The sequence below is a fragment of the Leptothoe sp. LEGE 181152 genome (genome assembly GCF_032906605.1).
Lineage (GTDB): Bacteria > Cyanobacteriota > Cyanobacteriia > Phormidesmidales > Phormidesmidaceae > Leptothoe > Leptothoe turfae.
In genome coordinates this window covers 334,345-353,650 of sequence record NZ_JASATU010000065.1, presented here as the reverse complement: position 1 = coordinate 353,650, position 19,306 = coordinate 334,345, and the positions used below count along the sequence as shown (strand labels likewise).

At 48.9% G+C, this 19,306-nt stretch carries 12 protein-coding genes; 6 read left to right on the top strand and 6 right to left on the bottom strand.

Annotated features, from left to right (window positions below; all coding sequences use genetic code 11):
• Positions 1-45: 45 nt before the first annotated feature.
• The 3 genes from QGP82_RS30585 to QGP82_RS30575 all read right to left on the bottom strand — a co-directional run bounded on the left by QGP82_RS30585 (position 46) and on the right by QGP82_RS30575 (position 7,015).
• Positions 46-1,107, bottom strand: a complete 1,062-nt coding sequence (locus QGP82_RS30585; RefSeq protein WP_499061896.1) for a tetratricopeptide repeat protein — start codon at positions 1,105-1,107, stop codon at positions 46-48.
• A gap of 68 nt (positions 1,108-1,175) precedes the next feature.
• Entirely contained in the window at positions 1,176-5,690 is a 4,515-nt protein-coding gene (locus QGP82_RS30580) for a TIR domain-containing protein (protein WP_499061895.1), read from the bottom strand.
• Positions 5,691-5,821: 131 nt separating this feature from the next.
• Positions 5,822-7,015 carry a D-Ala-D-Ala carboxypeptidase family metallohydrolase gene (locus QGP82_RS30575; protein WP_163702763.1) on the bottom strand — a complete coding sequence of 398 codons (1,194 nt, stop codon included), beginning with the start codon at positions 7,013-7,015 and terminating at the stop codon, positions 5,822-5,824.
• 601 nt (positions 7,016-7,616) lie between these two features.
• On the opposite strand from QGP82_RS30575, the gene QGP82_RS30570 reads away from it, so the two are divergent.
• The 4 genes from QGP82_RS30570 (at position 7,617) to rpsU (ending at position 11,094) form a co-directional block, all read left to right on the top strand.
• On the top strand, positions 7,617-9,152 hold the full coding sequence (locus QGP82_RS30570; RefSeq protein WP_163660855.1) for a DUF4231 domain-containing protein: 1,536 nt from the start codon (positions 7,617-7,619) through the stop codon (positions 9,150-9,152).
• Positions 9,153-9,430: 278 nt separating this feature from the next.
• Positions 9,431-10,222, top strand: coding sequence for a hypothetical protein (locus QGP82_RS30565; RefSeq protein WP_499061894.1), 792 nt, complete (start codon positions 9,431-9,433; stop codon positions 10,220-10,222).
• 281 nt (positions 10,223-10,503) lie between these two features.
• Positions 10,504-10,779 (top strand): RNA-binding regulator, encoded by a 276-nt coding sequence (rbp, locus tag QGP82_RS30560; protein ID WP_163660851.1) that lies wholly within the window; start codon positions 10,504-10,506, stop codon positions 10,777-10,779.
• 102 nt (positions 10,780-10,881) lie between these two features.
• A complete protein-coding gene (gene rpsU, locus QGP82_RS30555; protein ID WP_006515070.1) occupies positions 10,882-11,094 on the top strand; it encodes a 30S ribosomal protein S21 in 213 nt (70 codons plus the stop codon).
• A 202-nt stretch (positions 11,095-11,296) separates the two neighbouring features.
• On the opposite strand, the gene carB is transcribed toward rpsU, so the two are convergent.
• Entirely contained in the window at positions 11,297-14,548 is a 3,252-nt protein-coding gene (carB, locus tag QGP82_RS30550; RefSeq protein WP_163660849.1) for a carbamoyl-phosphate synthase large subunit, read from the bottom strand.
• Between the two features lie 607 nt (positions 14,549-15,155).
• Positions 15,156-15,500 carry a hypothetical protein gene (locus tag QGP82_RS30545; RefSeq protein ID WP_499061892.1) on the bottom strand — a complete coding sequence of 115 codons (345 nt, stop codon included), beginning with the start codon at positions 15,498-15,500 and terminating at the stop codon, positions 15,156-15,158.
• A gap of 381 nt (positions 15,501-15,881) precedes the next feature.
• On the opposite strand from QGP82_RS30545, the gene QGP82_RS30540 reads away from it, so the two are divergent.
• Positions 15,882-16,988: an ABC transporter ATP-binding protein gene (locus QGP82_RS30540; RefSeq protein WP_163702498.1), complete on the top strand. Its 1,107-nt coding sequence runs from the start codon at positions 15,882-15,884 to the stop codon at positions 16,986-16,988.
• Positions 16,989-17,022: 34 nt separating this feature from the next.
• Here the strand turns inward: QGP82_RS30540 and QGP82_RS30535 are convergent, their stop codons facing one another.
• Positions 17,023-17,898 carry a shikimate dehydrogenase gene (locus QGP82_RS30535; protein WP_163702497.1) on the bottom strand — a complete coding sequence of 292 codons (876 nt, stop codon included), beginning with the start codon at positions 17,896-17,898 and terminating at the stop codon, positions 17,023-17,025.
• A gap of 147 nt (positions 17,899-18,045) precedes the next feature.
• On the opposite strand from QGP82_RS30535, the gene trpB reads away from it, so the two are divergent.
• The gene (gene trpB / locus QGP82_RS30530; RefSeq protein ID WP_499061890.1) at positions 18,046-19,302 is read left to right on the top strand and encodes a tryptophan synthase subunit beta; all 1,257 of its coding nucleotides are present in this window, start codon (positions 18,046-18,048) and stop codon (positions 19,300-19,302) included.
• Positions 19,303-19,306: the final 4 nt, after the last annotated feature.

Sequence of the window (19,306 nt, the reverse complement as noted above, 5' to 3'; positions counted from 1 at the left end):
TGTCTCTCTAATACATGCAGCCCCAAATAGGTTTGTTAACTAGCCTCAAGGGGTATGTGATTCCTCACGTTGTCTTGTTAAAAGAGTAGAGATGACATTAATGCGACGGTCTAATCTGGCAATTTCTGTTGATTCATTGAGCTGTTCATAGGCATCACGGGCCTGATATAACTGCTCCAGGGCATCGTCGAATAAGCCTAAGGTGGCATAAACATTAGCTAAATTAACGCGAGTCGTGGCTTCACTGAGACGATCAGCATTCGCCGCAGCCAGGGTTAATGCACGTTGATAAGACTCTATGGCCAGCTGATTGAGACCACTTTTGCTGTAGGTGTCGCCCAGGGCGGTATATACCAAATCAGAGGCTTCAGGGCTATCCGCCAACGATTGCAAAATAGTCAGCGCATCTGCGTACATCTCTTCTAAAAAGAAAATACCTGCCCTGGCTAATGCGGCTTCTTCAAGGAGTTCTCTATTGTCAGATGTGGAGTCCGCAGGCGTAATGGGAGTGACATCAGTGAGTTGCGATCGCAATTCCTCATAATCCTCTTCAAATATCAGCTGAAACCCTGACTCGTAGTAGCCCTCGTCTAGATCAGACGATACTCCTTGATCCGTCACCACCTCAATAGAGTAATAGTGTCCGGGTTCTAGAGACACGTATTGAGGAAAATCCAGACTCGGAGTGTTGTCCAGGGTGGTCTCCTGCCACAGGGCAAGCTCAGGCTGATCTCGCTCAAATGTCCAACGCCAAATCCTCACGGTATAGCGCCTGGTTCCCTCCACAGGATTCCAACGGATCGTGTAAGGCTGAGTTGGACCTGGCTCTTGAATCCAGGCATTACGCGGTGAGATCACATAGGGAACAGAAGCATCATTACCGCCAAGGATACGTCCAGTGCGTTTGCCCCCGGCCCGAGTATTGGAAGCAGTCCCCCGTCGTCGGGCACAGGCCTGCCAAAAAAAACAGGCATCCGCTACAGGTGGGTTGAGCGCCGGTTCAACTACCCCTATGCCTAAAACAATTGTTAGGGCAAGTAGTGGATAACGGTATGACTTGAAATTATGGTTCAGACGTTGATATCGAACTGCGAAAAAGCTAGACAATTTCCGGCCAATTATTTTGGGCTGCCTGATGTCTAAGCTTCGCAATATGTCTTTAAACATAATAGTAATTACCCTTTACGTAAGCGATAGGTCATGTAGCCCACTACGCTGCCGGTAAGACCCCAGCCAACTAGTGCTGGTACCCAAGGTACCCAGATCACGAAACCTGCCATGAAACCATAGCAAGCTAACGTCAACACCCCGACCGAGCTAACAGCCGCTATCAACACTGGCACAGGTTTGACAAATCGCCAAAAGACCACACCGCCCATGCCAGACCAAAGCAGGATCCAACCCGCCTCCTCAACAAATGACCACCAGCGCATCAGGGGGCGGTCCTCTAAAACGGCATTGATCAGCTGAGAGATCATCTGGCCGTGCAGGTAAACTCCGGGAACTGAATCGCCATAGGGAGTATTAAAATCATCGGAGTTGCGATCGCTAAAATCCGTGTAGCCAATCAGTACGATCCGATCGCGGATTAGCCCAGGATCTACCTCATTTTTAATCACAGCTTCAAGCGAAACCTGCTGAGCAAAGTCTTTAATCCGCGCCCCAAACCTCTCTTGAGTGTCTGGATCCTCATAGGTCCAAAAATTGAGGAGAGTTTGTGCTCCACCCAGATCACTCCACTCCCGTCCTCCCCAATTCTGCCATGTTTGCTGTCCAGTATCAGTATGATATGCAGTGCCATTTCCACTGCTGAGATTAGGCAGAACTATATCTCCTACAACAACCGAATCAATATACTCTCCCCATTGATCACTGCCTATAATAACTTCAGAGGCGATACCCTCAGCGTCAAGGTAGGTCTTAGCCAATAACAGAGTAAAAGATTCTTCTGAAACACAAGGGCTATCATCGTCAACCCAATGAAATAAAAACTGACGGCGAACAATTTTACCTCCATCTTGTAGAAAGTTGGCAAACCCAACCCGTGCCTCAGGCATCTCGTTACCAATATCACTCACTTGATCGCTGGCTGTCTGACAAATACCAAACAGATTATCGACCCAAGCCAGATCATTGGCGAGATCTCCCTGCGCTGGAAAATCACGGAAAAAGTCCAGACCGATCAAACGGGCATCATGGCTATTGAGCACCCGAATTGCTTCTGAAAGCGCATTCTCAGGAATTGTGCCAATACCAGGGGCATACTGCCCATCAATCATTTGTTCCCGTAGCCACTCGCCGCTGGGGGCATCCACCTTAACAATTAGCAGTCGTTCATCCTGTTCAGTCTCATTGGGTCGCCACCGTAGAAACTGGTCGTAGGCGCGAGTTTCTAGAGGTTGAAGCCCACCAAATAGTCTTATAACAGAAACAGCTAAGGCACTGACCACCGTCGTCAACGCCACGGAGCGGGTCTTAATTTTCTTAAACGGCAAGGCCTGGCTCGCCTCGATATAGGCCTTTTGCAGTGCCGTAACCGGCGGTGTTTTATCGGTTGCTTGCTGTAGCCAGCTTACAGAATCGGCCAAATCATTGCCTCGCAGCAAGAAGCTGTCATCTTTCTGCGCCGCATCCCATTCTGCTGCTTTAACCAGGAGTCGAGTGTGCGATCGCACATGAAAAGGCTCACTTTCCAACGTTCGAAACAACTCGCCAAAATTCACTAAGAAATCTCCACCATGCCGTCGAAAATCACTCCAAGGTATCGACTCCAGACCATCTGGCACAGTGGACTTGACCACATCCCGATAGATAACTGGCAAAATCCGCTTTTGTTGTGACTGTGCATAGCTCAACTGAGTTAAACAAGCCTCACAGCGCACTGAACTCGGCGACAACATAAACAAAACATTTTCAGCATTGTCCATCAGCTGCTGAGTATCGTCCCAGTGCTCCATCTCCCCTGCTGCCCCTTCTGGAGAGAGCCAAGAACTCTTACCTTGAATTAATAGGGTTTCATTTAGCCGCTGGGAAAAGTCCACATCATCAATGTGGTGAATAAAAAATACCCCCAGGGTTTGATCAGGGGATTGCAGTTGGCTAGCTTCTAAAAATGCCAACTGCAGCGGCAGCACTCCACCAACCACTCGATCTTTAGCCGTTTGCGCCCAGGCCAGGAAAGTATCTTGCATCCGGTGCTGCAACAACAAACTAGGATTTTGCTTCTGGCGTTCCCACTTAAGCGCTCGTACTAAAAGTCGCTTGTGTTGATTAAAATATCGGGCATCCTGACGAATCGTGCGTAACAGCTCTGCCACATCCTCCTCTAAATCAACCGCCGTCTGGTTGTCCGTTAAGTTAACAAACTGAATCTTACGAATTTTATCGGGTAACAGACTGACATTAATCTCTTCCACCAAGATGGGAATCACACGCTTATTGAGATCCAACGCCTGGTCAATCTCCATCTGACAATATTCCGACGCCAGGGATGCTTGGGATATCAGGTAGACGATATTATCAGCTTCCTCAATTCCACGCTGGATAGCAGCCTCAAAATCTTCCCCCATGTGGATATCCACTGTGTCGGTCCAGATAGTGACGCCTGCCTGGAGCAAGTTATAACGTATCAGCTCCTTGGAGGTTAAATCTTCTTGGGCATAGGACAAAAATACTTGGGTCATGCCGCCATCGGCGGCTTTAATACTCTCGGTAATAAACGTTGCCTGGGATAAACTGGGCCTACAGGGAGGCTGCTCAGCCGAAAACTCCGTTAGTAACCAGTTTTGAGCCCTTAAACGATCTTCTCCCATCAATAGATAAGAGACCTGATTTTGATGCCGTTCCCAGGCGAGAGCACTAATCAAAAGCTCAGTGTGCTGATGTACATAGTCTTCATGGCGATGGCACAGTCCCACAAGGCCGTCAATTGCAGCGGTGAGGTCATCTATACCGTCACGGGCATAGATCCAGTTAATCTTTCCAATTTGAGGATGCATGTTGGGAAAGCTAGAATGCTTGCCTGTAGATTTATACGCCTGCCACTGTTCTTCACTGCCTGCAGGGTTACGGTCTTTCCAGGTAGCATAGCTAATCTCTTCCACCTGCAAAATAGGAATAATCCGCTTGTTATATTTCAAGGCCAGAGAAATTTCTTTGGCACAGTAAGGAGAGTGAACGGAGTGGGGGGAAATGATAAAAATAAAATTGTGGCTTTTTTCAATGCCGTCGTTGATTTGCTCCTGAAAGTCTACGCCTAGGGGAATATCATTTTGGTCAAACCAGACTTGGAACCCCTGGTCATTCAGCCGCTGCCACAAGTCCGTAGCAAAGGCCTTACTATCCACTCGACCATAGGAAATAAAGGCATCGTAGAATTGATTAATGCCTTGACTCGCCTGGATATAAGCGGTGTGCAAATCGGTGGGAGAGCTGCCAGGGGGACCAGGTTCCGACAGCCAGGCTTGGGCCATGGCAAAATCCCCAGACCTGAGCAAAAACTTGCGATCGCGCTTTTGTCGCTCCCAAGCCAGGGCCTTAACCAATAGCCGTTTATGTTGTTCTACATAGTCTGCCGCCGTTCGCAGGGTACGGATGAGTTCATCCACTGCCCGGTCAAAGTGAATATCGGACGCTAGCGACGAGAAATCAATAAACTGCAGCATCCGCAGATCAGTAGGCAGTGTTGCCACATCCATGGACTGCACCAGCAGCGGGATAATCCGCTTGTGGTAGCGGCGGCCATGGGCCAACTCCTGTTGACAATACTTTGAGGTCAAAGAATTGGGAGAAAGCAACAGAACAATATTGTCAGCCTTCTCAATACCTCGATTAATCGCCACTTGAAAGTCTTCAGCTGTTGGAATATCAACGGTATTAATCCAGACTGCAAACCCCTCACGCATCAAGCGCTTACGCACCTTCTCCTGAATCTCCATATCTTCTTCGCTATAAGATATGAAAATCTGAGTCATCTGATCATTCGCTAACTTCAGACTCTCCGTAATAAACTCACAGTGCAAATCGGTGGGAGTGCACGGGGGTTGCTCATCTTTAAAGCGGGTATCTAACCATGCTTGTGCCTCAGCTAATATCGTTTCATCAGTTAGCAAGTAGCGAGACTGCCGCTGTTGGCGCTGCCAATCAAGGGCACGAACCAACAGCTGAGTATGTTGATGGACATAGGGCTGTTGACGGGTCAAGATAGCTTGCAAACCAGCCATGCCGGTCTCAAAGTCATCAATGCCCTCACGAAAGTACACCCAGTTAATTTTGCTAATTTCAGGATGCATATTTGGAAAACTACTGTGCACCCCCTTTTCTTGAATGGCCTGCCAACCACTGATATTGGCATCAGGATTGCGTTGTTGCCAGGTTTCATAGCTAATTTCCTCCACATGTAGCAGCGGAATAATTCGCTTATTGCATGCCAAAGCCAGCTCAATTTCTTTGGCACAGTAAGGAGAATTAACGGAGTGAGGAGAAATAATAAATAGAAAATTATCCGCCTTCTCAATACCGTCATTGATCTGATTTTGATAGTCCACACCTAAGGGAATGTCATCAAAGTCAAACCAAACCTCTAACCCCGCCTCCACCAGACGATCATTAATTTGCCTTGCAAATAACCGACTGTCTGCCCTGCCATAGGAAATAAAGACGTCTTGCAGAGAAGAAGATGGTAGCGCCATGAGACTCCCAGTATCAGCTTTACATCTCCCCCATGGCTAAGACACTATACCAAGCCCCAGGGGTAATGCATCATATAATCAGTTTAGGCCCAGACTGCAATCCAGACATGGACTGCTAGCCTAAAAACAGCTTAGAAGCCATAGTTCCAGCGGGCACGATACCCTCGTGCATCAAGATGAGTAAACACCGAGGCACTCGCTAACCCTCCACGGTCTCGCCACCAGGGTTCTAGCTTTCGGTTGACCTCTGGCGGAGAGATCCCCTGCACCACAAAGTCCACGGCATCGCCTGACAGATGGCGCGAACGGCTTGCTCCACCAGCTTTACGATTTGAAGCCGGATCTCGATACCAAGAGTTCACGGTAATGGGACGTCCTCCCAAATAGTCCCGCACTTCCTCCATGGCCTCAGCAATTTTGAGAATACCGTTGACCACGTCCTCGTCCACAGGGATACGATTACCATTCTTAGTGGCTTCGGCCCAACTAAAGTGACCATTGGTCAAAATGGGATCACCAAGATAAACCTTGCCTAGCTTGGGGACAGTGATCGATCGTCCGCGATCTCTTTCGGCAATTTTTGTTTCAGGTTCAACAGGTGGATCTTGCGGTTTGTTATTGGGCTCTGTGCCTTCTAACTGAATATGCTGGGCAAATACGAACCAATCAACGCGATCATTCTGCCCCATAAGTACCCCATCTGGGATGCGGACTTTAACGTGATTTCCTTGATCAGGCTCATCACTCAGCAACTGCAAGCGGGTACCCGCACTCACCAAGATCTTGTCACCGTCAGACAACTTAAAGCCTTGCTCTGGACTCACCTTAAATAGGGTGTCAGCCAGCACCAGCATCTCAGTTGATCCTTGAGGATCTCCCATATCCAGCAGTTGCTGCGATTGCATATAGCGCATAATGGCTGCAGCACCGACACGTGATGTTTTTTTATCAAGGATATTGGTTCCCCCCCATACCCAGGTAGACTCTTTGCCTACACCACCACGGAATCCGTTCCAGAGGTCAAATCCCCACAAAAGTGCACCCAGGGTACGGGTCTTGGCCTGATGAAATTTCTTAGAGATCAGGACATCAATCATCTGGCGTTCAAACTGCGCTGGCTCGCGAAAGTTCCATTCGCTGTAGTGCAAGATCCCCACAAACCACCAGGGCACACCCGTAGCTTTTTCAACGACTTCATAGTGCGATCGCAACTGCACCATACGGCCCACAATCCCCCTAACCGTAGGCTCCACATCCGACTGAAGCGCACAACGCTCAAACGCTGACCTATACTCTGCCTCAAGTTTTTTCAGAGTCAAATCCATAGAGCTAGTAGATGAAACAACAGAGATAGACAGCCAATCGTAAGAGAAGTCAAATCAAGTCTGCGGAATATACTGACAGCAAAAAGCAAGTTAATATCAGCAATTTCCCTTTCAGGAGCTCATTCTAAGGTTCGTTTAATCCCTTACAGGCAAATAACTTAAACACTATTCTGCACACATCAAACCAAGACACTTAAACAGGTAACATTTATAAAGATTTTATATCATCTCAAATAATCACTAAATAAACGAATTTATACTTTAGCGATGGTGCTCTGGGAAAATAAACGAGATAAATTTTCGTAAGTTAATTTTTATAAATTAGGAAGCTAGCTTATAAAGCTAAACCGTGTACCCTTTGAGTTGCGTTCTGTCCTAGACAATCCAATAGCAGTTGGTCTACACCACGCTAGTTCCACGATTGTCAAAATTTTGAGGCTTTTCAGATATTTGCACTATCGGAGTGGCATTCCCCCTCCGATAGTGCAAATATCTCCTGACCCGATTCCACATAATTCAAGAGCCTCTAGAGAGCGCTGTTTGAATTAATAATTTCGCCTTCAAAACCGCATCTATCTCAAATCGCATCTAATCAAATAAAATGGCCAAGAAAAATGCTTACAATGATTATCTCAAGCAAACCCTGGGTGGATTGATAGATAAGCTTGAGATTTCAGACCTACGTAAGGAGTTTCTCAAAAATCGCTGGTTAGATCAGGTTATGTGGCTAGAAGGACGTGCCACTAAAGAGCGTAACCAACACTTCAGGCTCCGCATGATCACCATTATTGGGGGTGTACTTGTCCCAGCCATGGTGGGTTTTAGAAGTAATAATGATGATCTTCAGGTGGGAGTTGCTACAACTGCCTTTTTTGTTAGTCAAGCAGTAGCCATTTCTGCTGCTGTGGAAGAGTTTTTTGGGCACGGTGACAAGTATCGTAATTATCGTAGTACAGCAGAAAGCATGAAGATCGAGGGCTGGCAGTTTATGCAGCTAGCTGGCCCTTATCGCAAATATAAAGTACATTCAGACGCCTATAAAATATTTGCCCAACGGGTTGAGTCCTATATCCAGAAAGATGTAGAGGGATTCGTTGCTCGTTTAGAGGAGAAGCAAGATGAGGAGAAGCAAGACGCTGACGAGGCTGTTAACAATGCCGAGAAAGCACTAATGCGTCTCAATCAGGAGTTAGAAGAGCGAGCTCAGAAACTGGAATTAGAAAAAGTTCGCTTAGCTGAGCAACAGGTCAGCAGTCAGCCACAGGGTCTAGAAGATGGCGGTTATTCAGGATCATTGTTGGATATCCAAATGCCATCATCTTCCGAAGGAGAAACTTTTGAAGAAAGCAGTCCTGCTGAACCAATGACTGGCGTCCAGTCCCTGCTGTCCTCCTCAAACAAAACGTCTGGTCGACGTCCCGCCCGACAATCATCCAGCAAGACCATTACCTCCACCAGTAATCTACCGCCTTTAGGTCAAAATGCACTGGAATGGGAAGAGACTGTTGACTTTCAGGCTCTAAAAACAATTTTAACTGAACAAAACAGCGTTGTGGAAAGTCAGACCAATGGCGGTTCTGGTGGAACTGCGGTGGTCAGTGGACCTCAACTCACCACACCGGATGAAGTTTCCCAGATTTTGGAATGCCCGTTGGAAGACTGTAAAGTTTATCTGCCCGGGATCTTGGCTGCCATGAAAAAGTACGATATTTACGACAACTCCGTACTCATTGGTTTGCTAGCGACTATCCGCATTGAAACCGGCGGATTCAAACCAGTCCACGAGTGGGGAGGCGAGAGCTACTGGAAACGCTATGAAGAACGTGCAGACCTCGGTAACGTTAATCCTGGTGATGGCATTAAATATCATGGCCGTGGCTATATCCAACTAACCGGGCGCGCCAACTACAGCACCTACGGCAAAAAACTAGGTGTAGACCTAGAGGGCAATCCCGATTTAGCCATGGATCCCGAAATATCCGCCCAGGTACTCGCTTGCTACTTTAAAGAGCGTGGCGTGGCTACAGCTGCTCGCGAAGGCGACTGGCGTCGTGTTCGTAAGCTAGTGAATGGCGGTTACCATGGCTGGGATGTATTTTCGAAATATGTTGAGCGGGCCCGTGCTCAATTAGCATAGATGGCGTAGCAGGTCGATCTTGAGTTTTTTGCTGCTAAAAAATACAGTTCCAACTGTAACCAGAACTCACCCCAATTAAATAGAAGCATCGGGTCTACTCAGAGCTCATTGCAGTTTCAAGATCCGCGATTTTACGCATATACTTTGCTCGTATACCTAAAAATCAGGTCATTCTATAAGATCAAATTGCACAATTTTTACAGGATGGGGGTATTTTGGGGATGTAATTGGGTTAGAAGCACAGGCCATCTGGCCACCTTTGATAAGAGATATACAAAATGCCCAGAACTTCAGCTGACGAACTCGTTGAACATACGTTTTCCAATGGGCAGCTTGCGAAAATACTCAAGGTGGCAGACGACACTGATTACGAAAAAGCTTTATCGCTTGTAGGATTAGCAGGCCCAAGACCGACATTGCTAGTCATCGGCGGTGCCAGTAACATGACGGCTGAGAGTCAGGCAAAGCTGCTTCAATTTTTCAATGACACCTTAGCAACTCTGTCAGAACGAATCGGGATTACTGTATTGGACGGCGGCACCGATGCTGGCGTTATCCATATGATGGGCCAGGCACGCCACTATGTTAGTGGCCAATTTAATCTAATTGGCGTTGCGCCCTTAAACAGAGTCATTTTTCCAGTCGGCACAACTCCACCTCCGCCCTCAGATGATTCCAACTATCCTCCAGTCGAACTGGAACCCCATCACACCCATTTCTTCCTAGTACCCGGTGAAAATTGGGGGAGTGAATCCCGCTGGTTAGCCAGGTTCTCGTCGGTTTTAGCGGGACATTTTCCATCTATGACCTTATTGATTAATGGCGGTCAAGTATCGCTTCAAGATTTGAGGCTGAACCTTGAGTTGGGCAGACACGTAACGATTATTGCCGGCAGTGGCCGATTGGCAGATGCCGTAGCTAACACCATTAGCGGAGTCATGCCTTCTGAAGATGAAACAATTCAAAATCTCGTTGATAATTACTACCCTAAACAGCTATCAGTCTTTAACTTGTTATCCAGTTCATTAGATGACCTGAAGACTCAATTAGACACATATTTTGATTCCTAATAGACAAAGCTATCCTGCGGGCATGTAGTCAGCGCTAACCCTCATTTATTAGTAAGGTGTACCCCTTTGAAGCCAGGCCCAAAATCAATTCTTAAGAATTGAAATCAGCAATTGGCAAGGTATGCTAGAGTTCTATGGCAATGCGTTGCTATATTGGGTAACAATCAGTTTTCGGTACGATACGCTCACAGTTCAACTCGACCAGTTCAATCTCGACTTCGATTTGATTACTAGAGGGATCTCCGTATAACTCGTTGCATACTTAACCTAGGAGATTCTCTATGTCCATTTATGTTGGAAATCTGTCCTATGATGCTACTCAGGAGGACATTAATGCCGTCTTCGCCGAGTATGGAACAGTCCAGCGTGTCCATCTACCCACAGATCGTGAAACTGGTCGCCCTCGTGGTTTTGCCTTCGTAGAAATGTCTTCGGAAGACGAAGAAGCCTCTGCAATTGAGGCTTTAGATGGTGCAGAGTGGATGGGCAGAGACCTGCGGGTTAATAAGGCTCGTCCCCGTGAACAGCGTGGCGGCGGTGGTGGCGGTCGCTTCTAAATTAAAAAGTCTGCCTAACTTTGGGTTACGTGTTTTGCACACAACCCTGGTCTATCATGGGGCAGTTGGTCTGCCCCATTTTTGTCGTTAAAGGAGAATACTATGGCCCAGGTTATCCTTGGGGATGATGAAGGTATTGAATCAGCACTGCGAAGATTTAAACGGAAGGTTGTGCAAGCCGGTATTTTTTCGGATATGAAAAAGCACCGTTACTTTGAGACACCTGCTGAAAAACTTAAGCGTAAGGCGATCGCAAAACATCGTCAAAAGCGTTGGAGCCGCAATCGCAGTAATCGCAATAATAATAGAGACTAGGGCAAGCAATTGAAGCTCAAAGCCTGACTCTTAGTCACTGGCATAGTAACAAAGCGGCGTGGTTGAGTTCAACCACGCCGCTTTGCTGACCGACGCATTACAAGGCCTCACCCATAAAATGTTTCGCCCTGGGGATCAGCCCATGGCAAGTTTTTATTCGGGGTTAAGCGCTGTCTAAACAGGACTGCCTAAACAAGACTGCCTAAACAAGGTAGTCTTGCAAGGCTTTAACCGCTAGCGTTTGTTGCTGCAAGGAACGAATAGCTTCAATGGTTGCTCGCGCACCTGACAGGGTTGTAATCGTTGGGATCTTGTAATCAAGGGCTGTGCGACGAATCATTCGATCATCTTCCTGGGCAGTAGCCCCGGTGGGCGTGTTGATAATCAGCTGAATTTCCTGGTTTTTGATGGCATCAATCACATGGGGCCGACCCTCATGCACTTTGTAGACCAATCTCACATCTAATCCATGGGACTGTAGTACCCGCCGAGTGCCAGCTGTCGCCATCAGTTGAAAACCTAGTTCTGCAAGTTCCTTAGCAATGGGAACCACAGCTTCCTTCTCGCGATCGTTCATAGAAATGAAGGTTGTCCCTTGCAAAGGCAGCGCCTGACTAGCAGCTAGTTCGGCTTTGGCAAAAGAACGCCCGAAGTCTACGTCAATCCCCATGACTTCGCCGGTAGACCGCATTTCTGGCCCTAGCAACGTGTCAGTACCCGGAAATTTACTAAAGGGTAGTACGGCCTCTTTTACTGAAATATGGGTGGGGATAACTTCTGTCATCACCCCCACCTCAGTCAGGGTTCGTCCAGACATAATGAGAACCGCTGTCTTAGCTAAGGGCACCCCCGTTGCTTTAGAAACAAATGGCACTGTACGAGAAGCTCTGGGGTTGGCTTCTAAGATATAAACGTCATCATCTTTAACCGCAAATTGAATATTCATGAGGCCAATCACTTTTAGGGCCTTAGCTAATTTGACGGTCCAATCACGAATGATACCCAGGGCTTTATCACTAAGGGTGATGGTCGGTAATGAACAAGCCGAGTCACCCGAGTGGATACCCGCTTGCTCAATGTGCTCCATAATGCCACCAATGACAACTTGACCAGTGCGATCGCAAATGGCATCCACATCCACCTCAATGGCATTTTCCAAAAAGCGATCGATCAAAATTGGATGGTCCGGTTCTACCTGTACCGCTGTCGTCATGTAGCGCTCTAGATCCTGGTCGGAATAGACCACCTCCATAGCCCGACCACCTAACACGTAGCTGGGGCGCACAACCACTGGATAGTTAATTTTTTGAGCAATCTCCAGGGCTTCCTGATAACTACGGGCAATGCCATTGGGCGGCTGCGTGATCTCCAAATCCCAAAGGATTTTCTCAAACCGTTCACGGTCTTCAGCCGTATCGATAGAATCAGGTGACGTGCCCCAAATCTTTGTCTGGATCGGCTGACCATCAACCTCCGGTGCACTGCCCAAATAAGCTTGCAAAGGGACAGCCAACTTGAGGGGCGTCTGACCACCAAACTGAATAATGACCCCTTCTGGGTTCTCCGCCTCAATAATATTGAGCACGTCTTCCTTAGTGAGGGGCTCAAAATAAAGCCGGTCACTGGTGTCGTAGTCAGTGGAGACCGTCTCCGGGTTAGAGTTCACCATGATTGTCTCAAAATCATGGGCCTGTAACGCATAGGAGGCATGACAACAACAGTAGTCAAACTCAATACCCTGGCCAATGCGGTTGGGACCACCCCCCAAAATCATTACCTTTCGCCGATCAGAAGGTTTGACCTCGTTTTCAGCCTCATAGGTGGAGTAATAATAGGGAGTGTATGCCTCAAATTCTGCGGCACAGGTATCTACCGTTTTATAGACCGGTGTCACGCCCAAGGCCTTACGGTTTGCCCGCACCTGATCTTCATCGGTTTTGGTGGCATAGGCAATTTGGCGATCGCTAAAGCCCTGCTGCTTCACCGCCATCATTTGCTCGGCAGTAATAGCCCCTAAGGCTGTACGCTTCAACCATTTTTCAGTGATCAGCAAGTCCTGTAATTTATCAATAAACCAGGGATCGATGCCGGTGAGTTCATAGATATCCTGAGCGCTGAGCCCGAGTTGCAACGCATGGCGCAGCGCAAAGATGCGGTCTGGATTAGGGGATCGCAAACTGGAGCGCACCTTGGAAATGGTGGGAAGATTTTCGCTGCGATCGCAGCCCCAACCAGCACGCCCCGTTTCCAAGGAGCGCAAAGCCTTCTGGAACGATTCTTGAAAGGTACGGCCAATGGCCATCGCCTCTCCCACCGACTTCATCTGGGTAGTCAATAAGGGGGCACTTCCAGGAAACTTTTCAAAGGCAAACCGGGGAATCTTAGTTACCACATAGTCAATGGTGGGCTCAAAACTAGCAGGTGTTTTCTTCGTGATGTCATTGGAAATTTCATTCAGGGTGTAGCCCACCGCTAGTTTGGCCGCAAACTTTGCAATGGGAAACCCCGTGGCTTTAGAAGCAAGGGCAGAACTACGAGACACCCTGGGGTTCATCTCAATAACAATCACAGCCCCCGTATCTGGATTCACAGCAAACTGAATATTGGAACCGCCCGTTTCCACACCAATTTCACGAATAATTTTGATAGATGCATCCCGTAACCGCTGATATTCCTTATCAGTCAGAGTTTGAGCAGGCGCTACCGTGATCGAGTCTCCGGTATGAATTCCCATGGGATCCAAGTTCTCAATCGAGCAGATGATCACGACATTGTCAGCCAGGTCACGCATGACCTCCAGCTCATACTCTTTCCAGCCCAACAGCGACTTCTCAATCAAAATTTGTGATACCGGGCTGGCATCTAAACCGGACTTGGCAATGGTTTCAAACTCTTCCTGGTTGTAGGCGATCCCCCCACCGGTCCCACCCAAGGTAAATGCAGGTCGAATGATTAATGGGTAAGTACCAATCTCTTGAGCAATTGCCTGAGCTTCGTCCATGGTCTCAGCCAACCCAGACGGACAGATGCCCACACCAATCCGTTCCATGGCCTCCTTAAATAGGCGGCGGTCTTCAGCCATTTCAATGGCATCTAACTTGGCTCCAATCAGCTCCACATTGTGGGCCGCTAGAACACCCTCCTTGGCAAGACTAACAGCAATATTTAGAGCAGTCTGGCCGCCCATGGTCGGCAAGAGTGCATCTGGCTTTTCACGCTCAATCACCCGAGCCACCAACTCAGGGGTGAGGGGTTCAATGTAGGTGCGATCCGCCGTTTCTGGATCAGTCATGATGGTGGCCGGATTGGAATTAATCAGCACCACTTCATAGCCTTCTTCTCGCAGAGCCTTGCACGCTTGGGTGCCCGAATAGTCAAACTCACAAGCCTGACCAATCACAATCGGGCCAGAACCAATTAACAAAATCTTGCTGAGGTCGTTGCGGCGAGGCATAAGCGAGCGTTGGAAAAATCGAGGGTAACAAATTAGAGAGTCCTATCATTCAGGACTCGGATCAACAAATCCAAATCATTGTAGGGCTTTCTTTCACACCCAAGGCGGAGATTTTGCAGGAGTTTTCAACCATCTTTAGAGCAAACCACCCGCCATAATGGCCAATGTGCATCAATCATAGGCTGATATTTCCTAAAGTTAGGAGGCATCTAATCGCCACTGCTGTAAGGATCCATGCCAGGCATGCACTACAAAACGGACATGCAATATCCATCATTCTTTGCCCATGAAAAATGAAAGGGTGCCAACGCTAACGTCAGAACCCTTTCATTTTTATCAGAGTTAATTGGAGGCAACTGAGTAGGAATGTCCAGAGTTTTGTGTCAATCGCTAATTTTTAATAAAAAATCAAGGGCTTCAGCCCTCTCCAACACCGTTTGGTAGACACTCCCTAACAGCTATAGCAAACGGCTGAATGCATCTCTCCAAAGGAGAAGCCGCACCAACAGCCGTTTGCGGCACCCATAGCTGATGCTACTTATAGCGTTCAGTAATCATCACTAATATTGTGAACCATGGGCACCCAGCGATAAACTGGCGTCAACGCTTAACCTTCGCCGCCTTCGCCACCTTCGCCGCCTTCGCCGCCTTCGCCAGTAACAGCATCCTTGGCGTCTTCTACAGCACCCTCGACGGTTTCTTTAACTTCACCAGCGGCATCACCAGCAGCATCGACCGCATCGCCAGCGGCATCACCAGCAGCATCGACCGCATCACCGGCAGCATCTACGGCATCGCCAGCGGCATCGCCAGCAGCATCTACTGTTTCACCAGCAGCATCGACCGCATCGCCAGCGGCATCGCCAGCATCTTGCACAGTGCCACCACCACAGGCAGCAACTGTTGCAGCCACACCCAGGCTCAAAAATAACTGAATTGCACGAATCTTCATTTTGCTATCTCCGTTTTAATTGGGGTGAATAAACTCACCAAATGTAATTTTGCCTACAAACCAACATTTTCGATTCTTTGATAAAAAAAACTGTGGTTATTGCCCAGTTTGAATAAGCCAGTCATGCAATAAATAAATTTCAGGTATAGCGATTGCTAATTTAGGGAATGCACTGGTCTAAAGCGATTGCTATTTGACAGTGTTTCACAACTAATAGTCATACCGAGGCCCAGCAATGTCGGCATTCATTAATGGGGAATAAATAATAGGAAATAAGGCAGAAGTTATGCATAGCTATATGATGATTACCGGGGGTGTTATTGCGCTCTAATCTCAATAGTGCCTTCCGCCAATATCGCTAATTCTTTTGCTCTAGTCCTTATGCCCACGGCTTCACAGGTTTCTGATTTGACATCAACGGCTTTGTCCACCGTATTGCAACTGCATGAGGTCACAAAACAGTATCCACAGCAGACAATACCGGCTATCAATCAGGTCAGTTTAGAACTGTGCCAGGGAGAATTATTGGCCCTGTTAGGACCGTCAGGCTGTGGTAAAACCACCTTGTTGAGAACCATTGCAGGGTTTGAAGCATCTGATCAGGGGTGGATTAAGCTGGCAGAGCAACCGGTGTGTGGTCAAGGTGTAGTGGTGCCACCCGAACGTCGTGATGTGGGGATTGTCTTTCAGGACTATGCTCTATTTCCCCATCTATGCGTCCTGGACAATGTTGCCTTTGGACTTAAGCATCTCAGGCGTCATCGACGCATGCCTAAAAAACAAATGCAAACCTTGGCCCAAGAGGCCATCAGCCTCGTAGGCTTGAATGGGTTTGAGCGCCGTTATCCCCATGAACTATCTGGGGGACAGCAGCAGCGGGTGGCTTTGGCTCGCGCCTTGGCCCCTCGCCCCTCCTTGGTTTTACTAGATGAGCCCTTCAGCAACCTGGATGTACAGGTGCGGCTTTATTTGCGTCAGGAGGTCCGCAACATCCTTAAGGGGGTGGGCGCTTCGGGCATCTTTGTCACCCACGACCAACAAGAGGCCTTAGCCATTGCTGATCGGGTGGCTGTCATGCGATCTGGGCATATCGAGCAACTGGGAAGTCCTGAAGAAATTTACAGACAGCCTGCCTCTAGATTTGTTGCAGATTTTGTGACCCAGGCTAACTTTATCGAGGCCCATCGCTCAGCAGGCGGCTGGCAAACGGCCTTGGGGCTGGTGGACGAGTCCATGGTGCAACCGACTGAGGCTGACACAGGTACACTCATGTTGCGTCAAGAAGAGCTGCATCTCAGCTCGGTAGCGACGAATGAAACTGCTCTGATTATTTGCGATCGCGAGTTTCTGGGTCGTGAATACAAATACACCCTCACCCACCCTACCCAGGGCAATTTGCAAGCTCGCACCCCGTCCCGTTTTGCCGTCGGTAATTCAGTCCAAATCACAATCAAACCCAACCCTAGTGGGCTGCGTATCTTTATCTAGTGCCGAGGGCTAGTGCCGAGGGCTAGTGCCGAATTTAGAACACGTGCTCTAACAACGCCTGCCGCATCACATCCACAGGGGGGGATTGCTGAGTCCATATTTCTAGAGCTGCAGCCCCCTGCTGCACGAGCATTTCTAACCCATCGAAGGTGACCAGACCAGCCGCACTAGCCTGTTGTAAAAACCGTGTAGGCCGTGGCACATAGATTAAATCGTACGCAATGGTCTGACTGGGGAGTAAGGCCATCTGCCCGTCCGTTAGGGGAGAAGCTTCAATCTTAGGAGCCATACCGATGGGTGTGGCATTAACCACCAGACCGGCCATTGGCAAAAGCTCGTCTAATCGATCCCAAGTATGAACAGATAGATTGGGCTGTAGCGGAGACATCTCCCAACTTTGGGCAAATGCGGCCAGTTTATCGGCACTGCGCCCCACCACTAACACGTTGGAGCAACCGAGCTGATGACAAGCGGCCACAACGGCACGGGCAGCCCCACCATTACCCAGAATGAGGGCTGGTGCATGGCTCCAATCCCGACTCAGGGCTTTCAGCGGTGCAATAAAGCCAGCGGCGTCCGTATTGGTACCGCACCAACCTTGATCACTCCACCACACGGTATTGACCGCCCCAATGGCCTGGGCAACCTCTGAGACGTCGGTCAGCAAGGGCATGATGGTTTGCTTGTGAGGGATGGTGATGTTAAAGCCCTTTAAGCCAACGGCAGCAAAGCCATCGATTGCTGTTTTTAGCTGGTCGGGAGCAATGGGAAATGGCAGATAGACATAGTCTAAACCCAGGGTTGCGATCGCAGCATTATGCATAATTGGCGACATCGAATGTTTGACTGGATAGCCAATGACACCAAGTAGCTGAGTTGTCCCCTTAACAGTCAACGGTTTAATCACCACAGGTTTACGTTGTGAATCGTCTAAGATGCGTAGCGCTCCCAATTACTTATAATGAAACCTGCTGCCTGGCAAGAAATCTGACGTTTCCCAACGTTTTCACCAGGTTCAAGCCTGCTTACCAATCACCCGATTTAACTCGCAACCACCGTGACAGCCACTCCGCTTTCTTCTTCCGTTTCTGCCGAACTGACCGCACCTGAGGTGCGCCCCGATAAATTAGGCCGCTTTGGCCGCTTTGGCGGTAAGTATGTTCCTGAAACTCTGATGCCTGCCCTAGTGGAGCTGGAGGAAGCGTTTTATGCCTACCGCGATGAAGCTGGCTTTCAGGCAGAGCTCAACGGACTTCTAAAGGATTACGTCGGTCGAGCCAATCCCCTATATTTTGCAGAGCGCCTCACCGAATACTATGCCCGCCCCGACGGCAGCGGCCCGCAGATCTATCTCAAGCGCGAAGACCTGAACCACACTGGAGCTCACAAAATCAACAACGCCCTTGGCCAGGTTTTGCTAGCCAAGCGTATGGGCAAAAAGCGCATTATTGCTGAAACCGGTGCCGGTCAGCATGGTGTGGCCACAGCCACCGTCTGCGCCCGGTTTGGCATCGAATGTGTGATTTATATGGGCGTTCATGACATGGAACGCCAAGCCCTAAACGTATTCCGTATGCGCCTGATGGGAGCCACGGTACAGCCCGTTAGCTCCGGCACCGGCACCCTCAAAGATGCCACCTCTGAAGCGATTCGCGACTGGGTTACCAACGTGGAGAGCACCCACTACATTTTGGGCTCGGTGGCTGGCCCCCACCCTTACCCCATGATTGTGCGCGAATTCCACGCCATCATCGGCCAAGAAACCCGGACCCAGTGCCAGGAAAAATGGGGGGGGCTACCCGATATTTTGGTTGCCTGTGTCGGTGGTGGCTCCAATGCCATGGGGCTATTCCATGATTTCATCAATGAGCCCTCTGTACGCATGATTGGCATAGAAGCCTCCGGTGAAGGGTTGAGCACAGGTAAACATGCAGCCACCCTCACCGCAGGGCGGGTGGGTGTGCTCCATGGAGCCATGAGCTTCCTACTGCAAGATAGCGATGGCCAGGTGATCGAACCCCACTCCATCAGCGCCGGTCTTGACTACCCCGGTGTTGGTCCTGAGCACAGCTATCTGAAGGAAATTGGCCGTGCAGAATACTACGGAGTCACCGATCAAGAAGCCCTGGATGCTTTTCAGCTGCTGTCGCAACGGGAAGGCATTATTCCAGCCCTGGAAACAGCCCACGCCTTTGCCTATCTTGAAAAGCTCTGCCCTCAGTTAGACGGCAGTCCAAAAATTGTGCTTAATTGCTCTGGACGAGGCGATAAGGATGTGCAGACTGTCGCTAAAGTGCTGAAGTTTGATAGTTAGAGAA